This window comes from Pseudomonas sp. Pme6b, assembly GCF_058129925.1.
Genome location: NZ_CM176704.1, coordinates 32,839 through 50,815, shown reverse-complemented (window position 1 = coordinate 50,815; position 17,977 = coordinate 32,839). Strand labels below are relative to the sequence as shown.

Sequence of the window (17,977 nt, the reverse complement as noted above, 5' to 3'; positions counted from 1 at the left end):
ATAACCTGAGGCGGCGAGCTATAAAAAAGGTTCGTTCAGACGAACGAACCTTTCATTTTGACCCGACCGATCACGTCACTCAGGATCCACCGGCTTCTTCAACTTCGGATTCGGAAAAAACTGCACACCCTGCACCTTCGGGTCTGCCGGTTTGACCACCACCTTGTTGACCCGTGTACCCAGCTCCTTCGGTATCGAAATACCTTGTTCGTTGAGCGTATCGCTGTAGCCGCAACCCACGCATTCGCGGTGCGGCACGTCGTTTTCGCTCCACATCATGAGCTTGTCAGGCTCGCTGCACGCCGGGCAAACAGCCCCGGCGATGAAGCGTTTCTTGGTAATGATTACCGGTGTATCGGTCATGCTGCCGCGTCCTCACTCAAGCCACTGTGACGCAAGAGTGCGTCAATCGACGGCTCGCGTCCGCGGAAGTCGACGAACAGCACCATCGGTGCCTGTGAACCGCCACGGGCCAGAATGGCTTCGCGGAAGGCGCGGCCGGTTTCGGCGTTGAGCACACCGTCTTCCTCGAATTTCGAGAACGCATCGGCAGACAGCACTTCGGCCCACTTGTAGCTGTAATAACCGGCGGCATAACCACCTGCGAAGATGTGCGCGAAGCTGTTCGGGAAACGGTTGTAAGCAGGCGGACGCATCACCGACACCTCGTCACGAATGCCTTCCAGCACCTCCAGCACGCTGCGGCCGTCGCCGTGGGTGGCGTGCAATTCAAAGTCGAACAGCGAGAACTCCAGCTGACGCACCATCATCAGGCCGGACTGGAAGTTCTTGGCGGCGAGCATTTTCTCCAGCAGGTCCTGCGGCAATGGCTCGCCGGTTTCGTAATGACCGGAGATCAGCGCCAGGCCTTCGGGCTCCCAGCACCAGTTTTCCATGAACTGGCTCGGCAACTCGACTGCGTCCCAGGCCACGCCGTTGATACCGGATACGCCGGCATGATCGATACGGGTCAGCAGATGATGCAGGCCATGACCGAATTCGTGGAACAGCGTGGTGACTTCATCGTGGGTCAGCAGCGCAGGCTTGCCCGCGACCGCAGGCGTGAAGTTGCACACCAGATTGGCCACCGGGCTTTGCAGTGTGCCTTCAGCCGTGCGACGGCGATCACGAGCGCCGTCCATCCAGGCACCGCCACGCTTGTTGGCGCGCGCATACAGATCGAAGAAGAAACGCCCGACGTGCTGGCCGTTTTCCTTGATCTCGAACAGACGAACATCCGGGTGCCAGGTGTCGAAGCCTTTTTGCTCGGCAATCTCGATGCCGTACAGACGCTGGACGATAGCGAACAGACCGCCGAGCACTTTATCGATGGGGAAGTAGGCACGCAGGATTTCCTGGGAAACGCTATAGCGCTGTTCGCGCAGCTTCTCGCCGTAGAAACCGCTGTCCCAGCTTTGCAGATCCGGGCAACCCTGTTCGGCGGCGTAGGCCTTGAGCTGCTCCAGGTCCTGGGCCGCGAACGGCTTGCTGCGCTTGGCCAGGTCACGCAGGAAGCTCAGCACCTGATCGCTGGACTCGGCCATCTTGGTTGCCAGGCTCAGCTCGGCAAAGTTCGCGTAGCCAAGCAGTTGCGCCAGTTCCTGACGCAGGTCGAGGATCTGCTCCATGACAGGGGTATTGTCGTTCTTGCCCGCATTCGGGCCTTGATCCGACGCGCGAGTGCAGTAAGCCGCATAGACTTCTTCACGCAGTGCGCGGTCTTCGGCGTAGGTCATCACCGCGTAGTAGCTCGGGAATTCCAGCGTGATCAGGTAGCCTTCCAGATCCTTGGCCTTGGCGGCGGCAGCCATCTGCTGTTTGGCAGAATCGGTCAGGCCGGCGAGGGCGGACTCATCGGCGACCAGCTTGGTCCAGGCCTGAGTGGCATCGAGCAACTGGTTGGAAAACTGGCTGCCCAGCTCCGACAGTTTGCTCTGCACTTCAGCGTAACGCTTCTGCTGTTCAGGCGGCAGATCGATGCCGGACAGGCGGAAATCGCGCAGCGATTGCTCCAGAATGGTCTTCTGACCGACGTCGAAGGTGGCGGCTTCAGGACCGTTGGCCAGCGCTTCATAGGCCTGAAACAGTGCGCGATTCTGGCCCATCTCGGTGGAGTAGGCGCTCAACGCCGGCAGGCACGACTCATACGCTTCGCGCAGCTCGGCGCTGTTGCACACGGCGTTCAGGTGGCTGACCGGGCTCCAGGCAGCGCCCAGGCGGTCATTCAATTCGTCCATCGTCAGGACCAGCCCGGCCCAGGTCGGTGTCGACCCCTGTTTGGCGAGGATGTCGGCAATCGCGGCACGGTTGTCCGCCAGGATTTTTTCAATAGCAGGTTTGACATGTTCGGCACGAATCGCCGAAAAGGGTGGCAGGTCGTACGATTGCAGAAGAGGGTTGTTCGCGCTCACGGTTTTGCACCTTGGCTGGAAGAAACACCCAGCCATCTTAATTACAATCGACGCCGACCGCAGCAACCAAACCCGCTCTGCACGCCTATCACTGCCAAAGAAGGAGCCTACGTGGCCATTCGCAAGTTTCAGGACCACACCCCAGCCCTCGGCGAACGGGCCTTTGTCGACCATTCAGCGGTGGTTATCGGCGATGTTGAAATCGGAGCCGACAGCTCCGTCTGGCCGCTGACGGTGATACGCGGCGACATGCACCGCATCCGCATCGGTGCCCGCACCAGTGTGCAGGACGGCAGCGTGCTGCACATCACCCACGCAGGCCCCTTCAACCCGGACGGTTTCCCGCTGCTGATCGGCGACGAAGTGACCATCGGCCACAAGGCCATGCTGCATGGCTGCACAATCGGCAACCGCATCCTGGTCGGCATGGGCACCACCATCATGGACGGCGCGGTTGTCGAAGACGAGGTCATCATCGGCGCAGGCAGCCTGGTGCCACCGGGCAAAGTGCTGGAAAGCGGGTTTCTGTACGTTGGTCGTCCGGTCAAACAGGTACGTGCATTAACCGACAAGGAAATCGCCTTTTTTCCGTACAGCGCCACTAACTACGTGAAGCTCAAGGATCAGCATCTGGCTGAGGGGTTTGATAAGGCCTGACTATCGTTCCTGCGCTCCAGCGTAGGAATGCATCCCGTGACGCTCTGCGTCACAAATCTGCACAGCGCCGCTCACTCGAGGCCGGACGCAGAGCGTCCAGAAAGGCATTACCACGCGGAGCGTAGTAACGATGATCGTACTCAGGGCATCAACCGCTGCAACGCCGCCTTGCGCGCCTCGACCGGCAGCCCTCCCAGCTTTTCCACGGCATTGAAAAACGCCACCCAATCGCCATTCACCTGCCTGAACAACGCTGCAAACGCTGGCACCCACTGATCATAAAGACCAAATGGCAGCAGCTTGGCGTTGTTCATAGGGCTGTTGATCCAGGCATCAAAACGCTTGTCGCCTGCCCATTGTTCATCGCGTAACTTGCGGTAGTCACTGCGCAACCGCTCGAACTCTTCAGCCTTGTGCGCGCGCATCACCTCAGCCGACAACGGCTGACGATACAACGCCTTGAGCCGCTCCCGAGTGTCGAGCACCAACCGGATAAACTGGTCACGCCGTGCGGACTGCGAAACACTCTCCGGCGGCAAACCCCGCGCCGCACGCCACTGCCGCGTACCTTCCTGTTCGACGAAGCTGGCGTAGGACTCGTTGAACTCGGTGTCGTCTTTCACATAAAACCGCTGATGCGCCAACTCATGAAAAATCAGCGTCGCCAAACGCTCATCTCCCCAGCCCATCATCGAACTGAGAATCGGGTCATTGAACCAGCCCAGTGTCGAATAGGCTTCCACACCGCTCAAATACACATCCTTGCCCGCCTGACGCTGCAACGCCGCCTCACCACGCGCCCCGCCAGGGCTGTAATAACCGCGATACGCGACACAGCCGGCAATCGGAAAACAATGCGTAACAGGCTCCAGCGAAAACTCGTCGGTGGCGAACACATTCCACACCACATAAGGACGTCCCAGATCCGCATACAGGCGATAGCTCTGGTTATCCGGCAGATGCAAATGCTCACTGGCAAACGTCCGTGCCAACTGTGAACGAGCCAGACGCTCACGCAACCCGGCATCCCGCTTCGGGTCTGCGACGATCTTCGCCACCGGTTCGCGAGCCTGCAGCAATTGCCACTGCCCTTGAGCCAACTGGCCGTAATAGGAAACGCTGGAGCAGCCGGCGAGCAGCGTAACGGCCATCAGTGAAAGGACGCGACAAAGGCGTGGGGCGGTCAGCGTGGACATGAGCGGGAGGGCTTTGGTGATTTGGACAGGGGGATGTTATGCCGGACGGGCAGGGAGATGTGCAACTGTCGAGATTCGCCGATTAAAAAGTGATTCGACAAAATCGAACCTTGCGCCGATAGCCGGGCGTCGCACGTGTGGCTTATGAAGCGCTTACGGCGAACGCTGGAACCGGAGGGCACAGCAGAGCCTGAAGAAAGTACGTCAGCCCGGGTGCACGCTCACCAGGAGAGTGCGCCCGGGCTGCCAGGTTAGGGGAGTGCTATCCGTGAATGGTCGGATCAGGACGTTGTTCTCGCCAGCCACGGGAATGTGGACCGGGGCAGGTAATAAACGTGGAGACTCCAGTTGCAGCCTCGATCATAGTTGCTTTCAACGTAGAAGGACCCTGATGTTTTCCCAATCATCGCACCGCTGGACTTCCAGTCGCCGTTGGTTTCACTGTTCCAGCCGTTTTGAATGTACCAGCCGGTAATAATAGCCCCCCCTTCAGACGGGTCGAACGGGAACGAGAAGGTGTGGCTTTGGTGGCCGATTGTCCAGTCAGCGCTGTAATGCTGACTGTCCTCCTGAATTGAAACATTGGTAAGTTCGGTGGATTTGATCCCGGCCGACGTCGAATAGACACCGCTCGCTGGCTCATTCGGCGGTGAGAGCGTCAGGCTCTGATAGAAAGAGAACAACGCGAGCGAAGGTTGAAGGCTTCTGGTCAGCTCAGAGACTTGCTGACTTAACTGACTTGCCGCGTCAGGCTCGTAAAGCAACGTTCCGATACGTGCGCTGTACTGATTCGTTAAGTATTGCTGCGTGTCCGCTACAGTATTGATGCCTTGAACGGGCGGGGTGAGGCTGTAGGGCTGGGTGGAGTAATAGCCCGGAATGGCCGACGTGAGTGACTCCAGTTCCTGCAACTGAAACGCGATGGTCTTGACCTTGGCAAAGTTATCGGGGTTTAGCGGTAACGTATTGGGAATGCGGTTATCGATCTGGGAATAATGAATCAGCCTGGCACGACGCGGAACAGGCTGCAGGTTTTCTGTAAACCACGTCAATAGAGTGGGAATGCTGTTAGCGTCAGCCCCGACAGGAGGCGCTTTTCCTGACGTCCCGTTCATGGTGACCGCCACCTTCACATGGACATCGCTTGAGCTTGCCAGCGACTCGAATTCCGCAGCCCCGGACGCGCTTAATATGTCTTTCTTACCGGCAACGGCTGCTTTGAAAGTCTGCAGTTCAGTAGTCGTCGTTGTGCTGCACGTATAAGTAGCCACGAAGCGCGAGCCGAATTTCGCGGTGGCAACGAAGTAATCGCCATACGTGTCCCGAAAGCCAGCCGGGTTCGAGCTTGCCAACTCACTGGCCTGAGGGGTGAAGGCTGGCGCTGGACTCAGCGAGGCATAATCCGCGTCCGTCACGTCATAGAAAGCCAATATCGTCAACGAGGTTTCAGAGTACGTGACATTGGACAAATATGACGCGGATGCCGATGCACTGGCAGCACCTACATTGTATTCGCCCTGAGCTTCCGCTTTGAAAAGTCGGCTATAGTCGTCAGCGGTCGCAATCACTTCGTACTTCTGAACGGTATTTTTAGCCCTACCAGGTTCTGGTGTAATGGGGCTAACTGCTTGTACAGCAAACGCACCGCTTTCGGCATTGATTCCCAAGCCGAAAGAATAGTCATTCCATGGCTGATCATTCAAAGTTCCCGCCAGATTGGTAACTAGCGACTCGCTTTTTTCACCCCGTTTACTCCACATTTTTCACATCCCTAATGTTTTTTTGATTGAGACAGTTTCTGCCATCAACAAAAGCTGTCTATTCCTTGACACATGCTTTGAGGTAACAAGGCACTTAATAAAAATGCACAATCGACAATCAGGAATCAAGAAAATTTTATAGGGCCTCAATAAAATTATTCTATCAATTGATTGTAGAAATCAAAATTCGCGACTGACTATTCAAGCGGGCTTATATAGCTGCACGCAAAGGTGCCAACGCATGAAGCTGATTCACACGCACTTTGAAATGCCATCTTTGTGTGCGAGCTTGCTCGCGAACGCTGATTTTCAGTCGAAGTATCTTAAGATGCCTGTCACGCTTATGGCAGGGCAGGCCTGCCGCCTTAAATCAACTCACACATCCCGGAACCGCCAAAATGCGCATCACAGCCCCGATAACCGCATTAGCCCTGACAGCTCTCTCCGGATGTGCAGGTCCCTTGCCTGCGGTCAGCCCGGACATGGCGTGGGTCGACATGCGCACCATCACCGGCCAGTTGATCATGGGCGACAAGCTGGATGGCGAGAACACCTACGACGGGCGCTATTTTCAGGTGACGCCGGGCAGCCATGAGTTACAGGTGCGTTATGACTATGAGTACCGGTCGGGCGGCATGGGGATGATCGGCGACGAGTACACCGAGATCACGTGTTACGTCAGTGTTCGTTACGACCACTTCGCTGCCGGGCAGCGTTATGTGCTGGAGGTACGCTCACTGGCGAACAGTGTCGACGCCTGGCTTTACGATGCAGAGCGCAAGGTGGTGGCCGAGGAGGAAGAAGAGGGCGGGGTGCACTGCATCTGATCAGCGACCGTTGAGCTGGTAGATGATTTTTTTCGTACCGTTGTCGCAGCTGCCGACGATCATGCTGGGATCGGAAGCCTCTTCGTTGCTAACAATTTCCAGCGTGTAGGACGTGACGTTGTTGGCCTGGATCTTGGCTTCGATTTCATCCTTGAGTTCTTCACAGGATTTCGGCGCCGCCAGGGCGCTGGTTGCCAGCAGGGTGCAGGTTACTGCCAGAATAAAACGTTTCATGCTCGACTCCTGATCAAAATCAAACCATGCGCCAATGAACGCATGACCGATGAAGCAAGTCAGCTTTATACAGGAGATGAAGGAGCGCACAAGGCGCTCCCGCAAAGCTCGCTGTGGATCAGCCCAACAACGTAGCATCCAGAGTGATCTTGGCGTTCAGCACCTTGGAAACCGGGCAGCCTTCTTTGGCTTGCTTGGTCAGTTCGTCGAACTTCTCCTGCGTTGCGCCTGGCACTTTGGCCTTTAGGGTCAAATGCACAGCGCTGATTTCAAAACCGCCTTCAATCTGGTTAAGCGTCACGTCAGCCTGAGTGTCGATGCTCTCAGCAGTAAGGCCTGCACCGCCCAGAATCATGGACAATGCCATCGAGAAGCAGCCTGCGTGGGCCGCGCCGATCAATTCTTCAGGGTTGGTGCCTTTACCGCCTTCAAAACGAGCCTTGAAGCCGTAAGGCGCTTCTTTCAACACGCCGGTTTCCGTGGAAATGCTGCCGATACCGTTTTTCAGATCACCTTCCCAGTGGGCGGATGCTTTCTTGACGATGCTCATGGTGGCTCCTTCTTGGGATGAATTTGGATCAATGCTGTTACAAGGTTCTGAGGATAGACGGCTCTGGAAAGTTCAACCGTCGGAAAGACCAAGCGTTTAAGTAGGTTTTTATCCGACTGCCATTGAAAAGCCAGACTTGCGCCCGCACTGCTGTTTCATCGTGGGCAGCTCTAGCAGCCAGCCCATCACAATTCGAGGAGCTACCCCGGCCTATGAAACGTCTGGCAGATGTAAAAATTTCCACCCTTGATCTGGTGCCGGTGCGCCACGACAAAGGGCCCGCCGATTCCCTGCGCAACTCGCTCAACCTTGCCCAGCATGTTGAAAAGCTGGGTTACAACCGCTTCTGGGTGGCCGAGCACCACAACATGGACGGCATCGCCAGTTCAGCGACCTCGGTGCTGCTCGCCTACCTGGCAGGCGGCACGTCGACCATTCGTGTCGGGGCTGGTGGGATCATGCTGCCCAACCATGCACCACTGGTGGTTGCCGAGCAGTTCGGCACGCTGGCCAGCCTGTATCCCGGTCGGATTGATCTGGGGCTGGGTCGCGCGCCGGGTTCCGATCAGATGACCGCTCGCGCCTTGCGCCGCGAACGCTCCGGCAGCGCCGAAGATTTTCCGGATGACGTCACCGAGCTGATGGAATATCTGGGGCCGCGTACGCCTGATCAAAAAGTGATCGCTGTTCCTGGCTCAGACACCAACGTGCCGATCTGGCTACTGGGCTCGAGCCTGTTCAGTGCTCAACTGGCAGGCATGCGCGGTTTGCCATATGCCTTCGCGTCGCATTTTGCGCCGCGTTACATGCATGAGGCGATTCGCGTGTACCGCAATCACTTCCAGCCATCGGCCGTGCTCGACAAACCCTACGTGATGCTCGGCGTTCCGCTGTCGGCAGCCGATACCGACGAACAGGCCGAATACCTCGCGACATCTGTTTACCAGCGCATCCTGGCGCTGATGCGCGGGCACAGTCTGATGCAGCGCCCGCCAGTCGAGTCCATGGACGGCCTGTGGCTGCCGCACGAGCGTGAAGCGGTGGCAAGCTTCCTGGGGCTGGCGATGGTGGGTGGCCCGGACAAGATCCGCGCCAAACTGGATGTGCTGCTTGAACAGACCGATGCCGATGAACTGATCTTCACGTGCGACATGTATGAGCACGAGGACAGGCTGCGGTCCTACGAGATTCTGGCGCAGGTCGCACAAGGCTGATAGCAACCTTTCGGGTCACAACGCGGGCTTCAAAAACAGCATCGCCCCGGACTGGATGACAGCCCGGGGCGATGCTGTTCGTGAAACCTGCAAACGGGATTAGCCGGGCGAACCGACCTGAGTCAGGCCCGGCTGGCAATCAACCGCGCTGGTAAACGACTTCCTTGGTGCCGCCTTCGCAGGTGCCGACGACTTGCTTGTCGGACGCGCTGCCTTTCTCGACCACTTCCAGCGTGTAGGACGTTACGCCCTTCGCCTGGAGTCTGGCGTCGATTTCACTTTTCAACTCTTCACATGGCTTGCCTGCCGCGAGGGCAGTGCCTGCAATGCTCAGCAAGCCTACAGCCAACAAAAACTTCTTCATGGGTAATCCCTCTCGTCCGGCCAAATGAAGACGCCATCGGAACAGGCGCCCATTGAAAACCCCCACGCCCACACATCAACCGTGTGGCCATATCTGAGTGTGTAGCGCAGGTTATGGCAATCGGCCAGCCGAAAGGTTCAGAAGGGCATCAGCTATTGGTAATGCGGAAGCCGACTTTCAAGGTGACCTGGAAATGCGCGACTTTGCCGTTTTCGATATGGCCGCGGGTTTCGGTCACTTCAAACCATTCCATCAGGTCGAGGCTTTTGCTGGCTTCGGCCAGGGCGTTGTTGATGGCGTCTTCGATAGTGGTAGTGGAAGAGCCTACGATTTCAACTTTTTTGTACGTGTGATGATCGGTCATGGCAGTTCTCCTGAAGGTCTGGAAAAGACGCGATATAGACCGCGCTCCCTGCTTCTGTCAGGAGAACGCGCGCAAAAGTTCAGCGCTTTGCAAAAATCCCATCGCACTTTCCAAAAAGCCCGGAGTCGGAAACAACACGCCCACTCATCATTGCAGGAGAAACACCATGGCTACTACGTCACTTCGCAAAGCCTCGTTGCAGAGTATGGAAGCTGAGATCGAGAGCCTCCTGAAGTCCCTCGAGGGCCTGAAAGCCGACGCTACCGACGAGTCGCGCAAGACACTGAAAAATCTGAAAGCCAACGCTGAAAGCGCACTGAGCCATTCGCGCAGCCTGCTCAGCGATGTCTACGAAGACGTTAAAGAGAAAACCCGCGAAAATGCACTGGCAACTCGTGACTATGCTCAGGAGCACCCTTGGACCACCGCTGGTGTTGCGGTAGGTGCCATTGGCCTGATCACTGCCTACATGCTGTTCAAGCGCGGTAACTGATCAGATTCTGATCGGGTCCTCAGACCGCTTCAGCTCATTTTTCAACCACTGAGCAAGCTGTCGCGCCCGTCCATCGGCCGCACGTCTGGGTACCCAAAGCGCCAGCTGCGCCGGGGTTTCGCTGAAACCCCATGGCGCAGCCAGGCGACCGGCTTTAAGGTCATCGATGACCAAAGGCTCCGGCGCAATCGCAATGCCCAGGCCCGCCACAGCCGCCTCCAGCAAATAATACAAATGCTCGAAACCCTGCCCGTAACGCAATGACTGCGGATCGATGCCGTTCTGCTGCGCCCAGCTCGGCCAGGCTTGCGGACGTGAGGTGGTTTGCAACAGTGATTCTTTGAGCAGCGCTGCGGCGGGTGCATCGCGCAGACTTTCGAATCGCGCGAAGCGTGGGCTCAAGACCGGCCCTATTCGTTCGCTCGCCAGTTCGAATACCTGCATGTCTGCAGGCCACGGCGGCTCGGCGAATACCAGCAATGCATCCAGGCCGGGCCGGCGCGGATCAAGGTCGCCTTCACCTGCCGACAGGTGCAGGCGCAGGTCTGGCAACTCGGCATTAAGACGGCTCAAACGCGGTATGAACCAGCGCGCCAGCAGGCTGCCGGAACATCCCAACACGAATGGCGCGTCTGCGCTGCCCTTGCTCAGTTCGACACATACGCCGCGCAATCGATCGAATGCTTCGCCACTCACATCGCGTAACCGAATGCCTGCATCTGTGAGTTTCAAGGCTCGTCCGTCCTTGCTGAACAGGCTTACACCCAAGTGCTCTTCAAGCACTTTCAATTGGCGACTGACAGCACCGTGCGTCACGTTCAGCTGTTCGGCGGCCTGACTGACGCTGCCAAGTCGGGCGGTGCTTTCGAAGGCACGCAGGGCGTTGAGGGGAGGAAGGTCGCGGCTCATGATCTGTGAGTTTTCCTGACAGGTTGCAGCGATCTTATCGGTTTTCATCGAGCCGTGCGCTGGTTAAAGTGGACCCATTGCCGATCCGGCTCAATTCATTCGCCCAATACTGCAACTGGAGCACTTCATGACCCAGACCAACTTCCGCAGCGGCCCCGACGCCAACGGCCTGTTCGGCTCATTCGGCGGCCGCTACGTGGCTGAAACCCTGATGCCGCTGGTGCTAGACCTCAACCGCGAGTACGAAGCCGCCAAGGCCGACCCGGAGTTCGCCAAGGAAATGGCCTACTTCCAGCGCGATTACGTGGGCCGTCCAAACCCGCTGTACTTCGCCGAGCGCCTGACCGAATTCTGTGGCGGCGCGAAGATCTACTTCAAGCGCGAAGAGCTGAACCACACCGGCGCGCACAAGATCAACAACTGCATCGGCCAGGTATTGCTGGCCAAGCGCATGGGCAAAAAACGCCTGATTGCGGAAACCGGCGCGGGCATGCACGGCGTTGCTACCGCTACCGTCGCGGCGCGCTTTGGCTTGCCTTGCGTGATCTACATGGGCGCGACCGACATCGAGCGTCAGCAGGCCAACGTGTTCCGCATGAAGCTGCTGGGCGCTGAAATCGTACCAGTCACTTCCGGCACCGGCACCCTGAAAGATGCGATGAACGAAGCCCTGCGTGACTGGGTGACCAACGTCGATGACACCTTCTACCTGATCGGCACTGTGGCAGGTCCGCATCCGTATCCGGCAATGGTGCGTGATTTCCAGGCCATCATCGGCAAGGAAACCAAAGAGCAGATGCAGGAGAAGGAAGGTCGTCTGCCGGACAGCCTGATCGCCTGCGTGGGCGGCGGCTCCAACGCCATGGGCCTGTTCCATCCGTTCCTCGATGACGCCAGCGTAGAAATCATCGGCGTTGAAGCGGGCGGTCACGGCGTGGATACCGACAAGCACGCGGCCAGCCTCAATGGCGGCGTACCGGGCGTGCTGCACGGCAACCGTACCTACCTGCTCCAGGATGGCGACGGGCAGATCACTGACGCGCATTCGATCTCTGCTGGCCTGGACTATCCGGGTATCGGCCCTGAGCACGCCTTCCTGCACGAAGTGAAACGCGTCGAGTACGTCAGCATCACCGATGACGAAGCGCTGGATGCCTTCCATCAATGCTGCCTGCTCGAAGGCATCATCCCGGCACTGGAAACCGCTCACGCACTGGCCGAAGCCATGAAGCGGGCAACCAACCTGCGCGACGACCACCTGATGGTCGTGTGCCTTTCCGGGCGCGGTGACAAAGACATGCAAACCGTCATGAACCATATGGCAGCCGCCGAAAAAACTCAGGAGAAGCTGGTATGAGCCGTCTCGAACAACGTTTCGCCCAGCTGAAAACCGAAGGTCGTGCGGCGCTGGTCACTTTCATCACCGCCGGCGACCCAGGCTACGACACCTCGCTGCAAGTCCTGAAGGGCCTGCCTGCTGCGGGTGCTGACGTGATCGAGTTGGGCATGCCGTTCACTGATCCGATGGCAGACGGTGTGGCGATTCAGCTCGCTACGCTACGCGCTCTGGACGCGGGCCAGACCCTGCAGAAAACCCTGCAGATGGTCAGCGAATTCCGTGTGAACGATCAGACCACGCCGATTGTGCTGATGGGTTACTACAACCCGATCCACCGCTTTGGCGTCGAAGCCTTCGTGGCGCAGGCAAAAGAAGCGGGCGTCGACGGTCTGATCATCGTTGACCTGCCTCCTGAGCACGACGCCGAACTGGCAACGCCTGCACAGGCATCCGGTATCGACTTCATCCGCCTGACCACGCCAACCACCGACGATGCGCGCTTGCCGCGTGTGTTGGAGCGCAGCTCCGGGTTTGTCTACTACGTGTCGGTTGCCGGTGTAACTGGTGCTGGCTCGGCGACCACCGAGCACGTTACTGAAGCCATCGCACGCCTGCGTCGCCACACCAGCCTGCCGATCAGCGTCGGTTTCGGTATCCGCACACCCGAGCAGGCAGCGGCCATTGCTCGCCTGGCAGACGGCGTTGTAGTGGGCTCGGCGTTCGTCGATAAGATCGCCACTGCCGAGTCGCCTGAAAAGGCAATCGATGGCGTGTTGACTCTGTGCGCCGCATTGGCCGAAGGTGTACGTAACGCACGCATCGGCTGAGGGTAAAGTTTCTGATACAAAGGAATCAAAGCGCTATCAGCGGTTCTATGTAGCACGACACAAGGGGTTCATGACCAATGTCATGAACCCCTTTTTGCTGCATTGAGTGAAGCTGAGGAAGCACCATGAAACTGCCAAACCGTTTTATCACCGGGCTGGGTATCTTGATGATCAGCGCCAGCCCGCTACTGCAAGCGGCGCCGCCTGACCAGCGCGGTGATGGCCCGGACGACAACCGCGGCGGCCAGCAGCAGGGACCGCAGAACAACGGCGGCCATAACGAGCGCGCTAATGACCGTGGTCCGGGCAACGATAACGGCCGGGGTCCAGACAAGGGCCCGTCCACTCAGCCAGGCAGACAGGCCCATCAGGACAACCGTGGCGGCAACCGCCCACCGCAGGATTTCGGCCCGGTACGCGAGACCTTCCAGCAGCACCGCGACGTCATCGGCCGAGGCCAGCCGCTGCCACCTGGTGTACACATCGCCAAAGGCCGTCCGTTGCCACCTGGTTACGGTAAACGCCTGGACAGCCGCTCGCTGCAATACCTGCCACATTATGACGGCTACGAATGGCGACGCCTGGGCACCGACGTCGTACTGATCGCCGTGGGTTCGGGGATTGTGTATGCGATTCTGGATGGTGTGTTGAATTGATGGTCTGCTGACGCCCTTGAATACGCGGTGACACACAGACTTGTGACGCGGAGCGTCACGAACGGCATTCCCACGCTGGAGCGTGCGGAACGATAATCTCAACTATCGTGCGACGCTCCGCGTCGCATGCCGTTCTGGACGCTCCGCGTCCGATCTTGAGGTCCCAGCAAAGAAACCAGCCCGCCTCAACCCTGCTGCTGATTAACCCGCGCCAAAAACGTCATCAGCGCCCCTGACACAAAATCCGGGTTTTCCAGATTGGCGATATGACCCGCTTCAGGCACCAGCACGTAAGAGCAGCCAATCAGGCTGGCCATCTCACGGGTTTCTTCAGGCGGACGCGGGATGTCAGCATCGCCACACATCACCAGCGTGGTGTCTGCATTCAGTTGCTCTATCAACCCAAGCCGATCGTCACGACCAAAGATCATTCGCCCCAGAGGCACTACAGTCTGGCGCAACTGCTCTGCATTCATACCCGCCAATGCGGAGCGGAACGCCTGATACACCGGCGACTGCGGGTCAATGCCAGGCCGGAAGAAGATCGGCACCACAATGTCCAACAGCGGCTCAGGAAAGGCACCGGCCTCTTCCAGCTTGTCGAGCAACGAGAAATAGTAGGCTTTCTTGGCTTCCGACTCTTTGCCCAGATAAGTGTCCATCAGCACCAGCCCGGTAATGCGCTCTGGCGCGAGCAGCGCAGCAATCGCACCCCACATGCCGCCCACCGACAGCCCGACGATGCTGCAACGCTCGATATTCAAATGATCCAGCAGCGCCAGCGCATGGCGGGCGAGATCATCGAGATTGCGGGTGCCTTCCGGAAAACCGCTGGAATCCCCATGCCCCCAAAGGTCCGGCACAATCACCCGATACCGGCTGGCCAGCGTGTCGATCTGCGCACTCCACATCGCCTTGTCCCAAAGGTAACTGTGACCGAGCAAGACAACCGGCCCGGTGCCTTGGTCAGCGTAGTGAAGGGTCTTACCGTCGATGAGTAGATCCGGCATTTCTGATGATCCTCTGTCTGGTCTTTCAGCATTCATTTCAGGCAGCCCGTGAAAGGCGGCTTATCGATGTTGACGCGTATGCATGACCATTTTGTTGAAATTTGCGCTGCAACGGACCGATTGGTCATTTTTCAGCGGAGCTATCTTACACCGATCTTTTCGACGAGGAATGCGCTTGTAACCACTGAAGGAAAACGGCCGAGAAGCCGGCTATCAGCCACCCAGAGCGCCCAGATTCAAAGGCCGAACCGCGCCCATCCAGATGGCATGGTCGGTATGGTCGCGCAGCTCATCGCCCGTCAACGGATGCAGAAACACGACCAGCCCATCGCGATTCAACGCGAGCCATAAAGTGACGTCAGCCAACTGCTCATGCCCGAACGCCAACTGGCAACTCCAGTCCGGATGCGGCCCAACCAGCTTTTGGTGAACGCGGCCCATCTGCGGCGCAAATTTCTCGGTCGCGGCTTCGCACAGGGCTCGGGCCTGGTTCAGGGTTTGGGCGTTGAAATAGATATGGGCGTGGTAGCCGTGGGTGTCTTGCATGTATGAGTCCTTCCTGACCAAAAAATGAACGCCTGCTTACACCGCAATCGACGGCAACGGCCTGCCCGCCAGCGAAACCCCGCTCAACGCCTGCTCACTCGCCAGCCAGTCCATGAACTGCTGGACGATCTGCACGCGCCGTTTGCGCTGGGGCAAAACCACGTAATAGCCTTGGCCGGAAATGGCGGCTCCGGCGATGGGGCGGCAGAGCAGGCCTTGATCGAGGAGGTCGTCGACCAGGTGTTTCCAACCGATGGCGATGCCTTGTCCGCCAATCGCAGCCTGGATGAGCAGGGTGTAGTTGTCGAAACGCAGCTGGCCGGGGGTAGGGGCCTGGGGGATGTCGAGGGCGCGGAATACGCCTGCCCAGTCGAACCAGTTGTTGCTGCTTTCGCCGCGCAGGTGCAAGAGCGGAAAGTCGCGCAGTGCCTCGTTGGGCAGCGGCGTCTGGCGACCCGTGATCAGTTGCGGGCTGCACACTGGAAAGACTTCTTCGCTGAACAGCCAATGGCTTTCGCCTTGCTTGAAGCGTCCGTCGCCGAACAGTACGGCAACGTCGATATCTGCGCGTAACATGCTGTGGGTACGCTCGCTGGTGACCAGGCTGACATCCACGTCCGGGTTGACCTTGTGGAAACGGTGCAGACGCGGCATCAGCCAGTAGGCGGCGAAGGCAAAGTCGGTCGCCACTTGAAGCACTTCGTGCTGGTGCTGTTCGGTGATCGCTATCAGTCCGCTGTCGATGGATTGCAGGCCAGCCTGCACATGGCTGAACAATATTTCGCCGGCTTCAGTAAGCTCGATGCCGCGATAGATCCGGTCAAACAGGCGGGTGGCCAGCTGTTCTTCAAGGCGCTTGATCTGCTGGCTGACGGCAGGCTGAGTAGTGCCCAGTTCGATAGCCGCCGCAGTGAAGCTGCGCAAGCGAGCCGCGACTTCAAAGGCACGCAGCAGATCAAGGGACATGTCGCCAAAAGCTTCAAACATAAGCGGTGCTTATCCTAGGCATTGCTGCGCATGGGCTTTACCATCAAACACGACGACTTCATCCTCGTACCCGGCACTTTCGCATAAATTTTCACAATGAGATGCAGCGATTACATGAAGCGCAAAAATATTCTGTTCATCATGGCCGATCAAATGGCCGCGCCAATGTTGCCGTTTTACTCCCGGTCTCCAATCCTGATGCCGAATCTGAGCCGCCTTGCTGCCGACGGCGTGGTGTTCGATTCAGCGTATTGCAACAGCCCTCTGTGCGCACCATCGCGTTTCACACTGGTCAGCGGTCAGCTGCCAAGCAAGATCGGCGCGTACGACAACGCAGCCGATTTCCCCGCTGATATTCCAACCTACGCTCACTATCTGCGTGCGCTGGGCTACAAGACCGCTCTGGCAGGCAAGATGCATTTCTGTGGGCCGGATCAACTGCATGGTTACGAAGAGCGCCTGACCAGTGACATTTACCCGGCCGACTATGGCTGGTCGGTCAACTGGGACGAGCCGGACGTGCGTCCGAGCTGGTATCACAACATGTCCTCAGTGTTGCAGGCCGGCCCGTGCATTCGTACCAACCAGCTGGATTTCGATGAAGAAGTGCTGTTCAAGTCCCAGCAGTATCTGTACGACTACGTACGCCAGGACGGTGATGCGCCTTTCTGCCTGACCGTTTCCATGACTCATCCTCATGATCCGTACACCATTCCCAAGCCGTTCTGGGACCTGTACGCCGACGAAGAGATCCCGATGCCGCCGCCGCACGCCAATCAGGCCGCGCTGGACCCGCATTCGCAACGGCTGCTCAAGGTCTATGACCTGTGGGACAAGCCCATGCCGACCGACAAGATTCGTGATGCGCGCCGCGCCTACTTTGGCGCGTGCAGCTACATCGACCTCAACGTCGGCAAGCTGATGCAGACGCTGGATGAAGTCGGGCTGGCGGAAGACACCATCGTGGTGTTCTCCGGCGATCACGGCGACATGCTGGGCGAGAAGGGCCTCTGGTACAAAATGCACTGGTTCGAAATGGCCGCCCGCGTGCCGTTGGTGGTGTATTCGCCGGGCCAGTTCAAGCCAGGGCGGGTCAGTGCGTCGGTGTCGACTGCCGACTTGCTGCCGACCTTCGTCGAAATGGCCAACGGCAAACTGGACGCCGGGTTGCCACTGGACGGACGCTCGCTGATGCCGCACCTGAAACGCAAGGGCGGGCACGATGAGGTGTTCGGCGAGTACATGGCCGAAGGCACGACCAGCCCGTTGATGATGATCCGTCGCGGCGCTTACAAATTCATCTATTCGGAGCAGGACCCGTGCCTGCTCTTCGATGTGAAGAAGGACCCGAAAGAGCAGAAGGATCTGAGCCAGTCACCCGCCCATGAAAAGCTGTTCAATGACTTCCTGGCTGAAGCTCGAGCCAAGTGGGATATCCCGGCGATACACCAACAGGTGCTCGCCAGCCAGCGCAGAAGGCGCTTCGTCGCCAAATCGCTGGCAACCGGCAAGCTGAAGAGTTGGGATCACCAGCCACTGGTCGACGCCAGTCAGCAGTACATGCGCAACCACATTGATCTGGACGATCTGGAGCGTAAGGCACGTTTTCCGCAACCTTGACCCTGCCCACACC

General features: G+C 58.3%; 20 protein-coding genes. 8 read left to right on the top strand and 12 right to left on the bottom strand.

All coding sequences use genetic code 11. The features are described 5' to 3' along the window. Window positions 1–75: 75 nt before the first annotated feature. Together AC4ANE_RS00240 and prlC are read right to left on the bottom strand one after the other, a co-directional pair. Window positions 76–363, bottom strand: coding sequence for a YheV family putative zinc ribbon protein (locus tag AC4ANE_RS00240; protein ID WP_005732774.1), 288 nt, complete (start codon window positions 361–363; stop codon window positions 76–78). Further along, window positions 360–2,447 carry an oligopeptidase A gene (gene prlC / locus AC4ANE_RS00235; RefSeq protein ID WP_170947382.1) on the bottom strand — a complete coding sequence of 696 codons (2,088 nt, stop codon included), beginning with the start codon at window positions 2,445–2,447 and terminating at the stop codon, window positions 360–362. The genes AC4ANE_RS00240 and prlC overlap by 4 nt, the downstream gene beginning before the upstream one ends. A gap of 75 nt (window positions 2,448–2,522) precedes the next feature. Here prlC and AC4ANE_RS00230 point away from each other — a divergent pair, with 75 nt between their 5' ends. Then, window positions 2,523–3,068 (top strand): gamma carbonic anhydrase family protein, encoded by a 546-nt coding sequence (locus AC4ANE_RS00230; RefSeq protein ID WP_002551357.1) that lies wholly within the window; start codon window positions 2,523–2,525, stop codon window positions 3,066–3,068. Window positions 3,069–3,208: 140 nt separating this feature from the next. On the opposite strand, the gene AC4ANE_RS00225 is transcribed toward AC4ANE_RS00230, so the two are convergent. Next, window positions 3,209–4,264 carry an aminopeptidase gene (locus AC4ANE_RS00225; RefSeq protein WP_057425004.1) on the bottom strand — a complete coding sequence of 352 codons (1,056 nt, stop codon included), beginning with the start codon at window positions 4,262–4,264 and terminating at the stop codon, window positions 3,209–3,211. 281 nt (window positions 4,265–4,545) lie between these two features. Continuing rightward, entirely contained in the window at window positions 4,546–6,024 is a 1,479-nt protein-coding gene (locus AC4ANE_RS00220) for a hypothetical protein (RefSeq protein ID WP_031597693.1), read from the bottom strand. 398 nt (window positions 6,025–6,422) lie between these two features. Here AC4ANE_RS00220 and AC4ANE_RS00215 point away from each other — a divergent pair, with 398 nt between their 5' ends. After that, entirely contained in the window at window positions 6,423–6,851 is a 429-nt protein-coding gene (locus AC4ANE_RS00215) for a PA0061/PA0062 family lipoprotein (RefSeq protein WP_002551354.1), read from the top strand. On the opposite strand, the gene AC4ANE_RS00210 is transcribed toward AC4ANE_RS00215, so the two are convergent. Both AC4ANE_RS00210 and AC4ANE_RS00205 read right to left on the bottom strand, forming a co-directional pair. Further along, window positions 6,852–7,085: a DUF1161 domain-containing protein gene (locus AC4ANE_RS00210; protein ID WP_011167298.1), complete on the bottom strand. Its 234-nt coding sequence runs from the start codon at window positions 7,083–7,085 to the stop codon at window positions 6,852–6,854. A gap of 118 nt (window positions 7,086–7,203) precedes the next feature. Beyond that, on the bottom strand, window positions 7,204–7,635 hold the full coding sequence (locus tag AC4ANE_RS00205; protein ID WP_031597694.1) for an OsmC family protein: 432 nt from the start codon (window positions 7,633–7,635) through the stop codon (window positions 7,204–7,206). A 212-nt stretch (window positions 7,636–7,847) separates the two neighbouring features. Here AC4ANE_RS00205 and AC4ANE_RS00200 point away from each other — a divergent pair, with 212 nt between their 5' ends. Then, window positions 7,848–8,849, top strand: coding sequence for an LLM class flavin-dependent oxidoreductase (locus tag AC4ANE_RS00200; RefSeq protein WP_002551352.1), 1,002 nt, complete (start codon window positions 7,848–7,850; stop codon window positions 8,847–8,849). Between the two features lie 139 nt (window positions 8,850–8,988). On the opposite strand, the gene AC4ANE_RS00195 is transcribed toward AC4ANE_RS00200, so the two are convergent. Beyond that, complete coding sequence (locus AC4ANE_RS00195) at window positions 8,989–9,213, bottom strand: DUF1161 domain-containing protein (RefSeq protein WP_002551351.1); 225 nt, start codon at window positions 9,211–9,213, stop codon at window positions 8,989–8,991. A gap of 148 nt (window positions 9,214–9,361) precedes the next feature. Beyond that, window positions 9,362–9,577: a dodecin gene (locus AC4ANE_RS00190; RefSeq protein ID WP_002551350.1), complete on the bottom strand. Its 216-nt coding sequence runs from the start codon at window positions 9,575–9,577 to the stop codon at window positions 9,362–9,364. Window positions 9,578–9,743: 166 nt separating this feature from the next. Between AC4ANE_RS00190 and AC4ANE_RS00185 the strand changes: the two genes are divergently transcribed. After that, on the top strand, window positions 9,744–10,070 hold the full coding sequence (locus tag AC4ANE_RS00185) for an ElaB/YgaM/YqjD family protein (RefSeq protein ID WP_002551349.1): 327 nt from the start codon (window positions 9,744–9,746) through the stop codon (window positions 10,068–10,070). On the opposite strand, the gene AC4ANE_RS00180 is transcribed toward AC4ANE_RS00185, so the two are convergent. After that, on the bottom strand, window positions 10,071–11,027 hold the full coding sequence (locus AC4ANE_RS00180) for a LysR family transcriptional regulator (protein ID WP_031597695.1): 957 nt from the start codon (window positions 11,025–11,027) through the stop codon (window positions 10,071–10,073). 79 nt (window positions 11,028–11,106) lie between these two features. Here AC4ANE_RS00180 and trpB point away from each other — a divergent pair, with 79 nt between their 5' ends. The 3 genes from trpB (at window position 11,107) to AC4ANE_RS00165 (ending at window position 13,801) form a co-directional block, all read left to right on the top strand. Next, entirely contained in the window at window positions 11,107–12,336 is a 1,230-nt protein-coding gene (gene trpB / locus AC4ANE_RS00175; RefSeq protein ID WP_002551347.1) for a tryptophan synthase subunit beta, read from the top strand. Continuing rightward, window positions 12,333–13,145, top strand: a complete 813-nt coding sequence (gene trpA, locus AC4ANE_RS00170; protein ID WP_005732766.1) for a tryptophan synthase subunit alpha — start codon at window positions 12,333–12,335, stop codon at window positions 13,143–13,145. Before trpB ends, trpA begins: the two co-directional genes overlap by 4 nt. Window positions 13,146–13,270: 125 nt before the next feature. Beyond that, window positions 13,271–13,801 carry an anti-virulence regulator CigR family protein gene (locus tag AC4ANE_RS00165; RefSeq protein WP_002551346.1) on the top strand — a complete coding sequence of 177 codons (531 nt, stop codon included), beginning with the start codon at window positions 13,271–13,273 and terminating at the stop codon, window positions 13,799–13,801. A 185-nt stretch (window positions 13,802–13,986) separates the two neighbouring features. On the opposite strand, the gene AC4ANE_RS00160 is transcribed toward AC4ANE_RS00165, so the two are convergent. The 3 genes from AC4ANE_RS00160 to AC4ANE_RS00150 form a co-directional block, all read right to left on the bottom strand. Beyond that, window positions 13,987–14,811, bottom strand: a complete 825-nt coding sequence (locus tag AC4ANE_RS00160; protein WP_002551345.1) for an alpha/beta fold hydrolase — start codon at window positions 14,809–14,811, stop codon at window positions 13,987–13,989. A gap of 213 nt (window positions 14,812–15,024) precedes the next feature. Beyond that, complete coding sequence (locus AC4ANE_RS00155; protein WP_460408649.1) at window positions 15,025–15,357, bottom strand: DOPA 4,5-dioxygenase family protein; 333 nt, start codon at window positions 15,355–15,357, stop codon at window positions 15,025–15,027. 36 nt (window positions 15,358–15,393) lie between these two features. Continuing rightward, window positions 15,394–16,344 carry a choline sulfate utilization transcriptional regulator gene (locus tag AC4ANE_RS00150; RefSeq protein ID WP_002551343.1) on the bottom strand — a complete coding sequence of 317 codons (951 nt, stop codon included), beginning with the start codon at window positions 16,342–16,344 and terminating at the stop codon, window positions 15,394–15,396. 114 nt (window positions 16,345–16,458) lie between these two features. Here AC4ANE_RS00150 and betC point away from each other — a divergent pair, with 114 nt between their 5' ends. Then, window positions 16,459–17,964 carry a choline-sulfatase gene (gene betC / locus AC4ANE_RS00145; RefSeq protein ID WP_011167293.1) on the top strand — a complete coding sequence of 502 codons (1,506 nt, stop codon included), beginning with the start codon at window positions 16,459–16,461 and terminating at the stop codon, window positions 17,962–17,964. The last annotated feature ends 13 nt before the right edge of the window (window positions 17,965–17,977 follow it).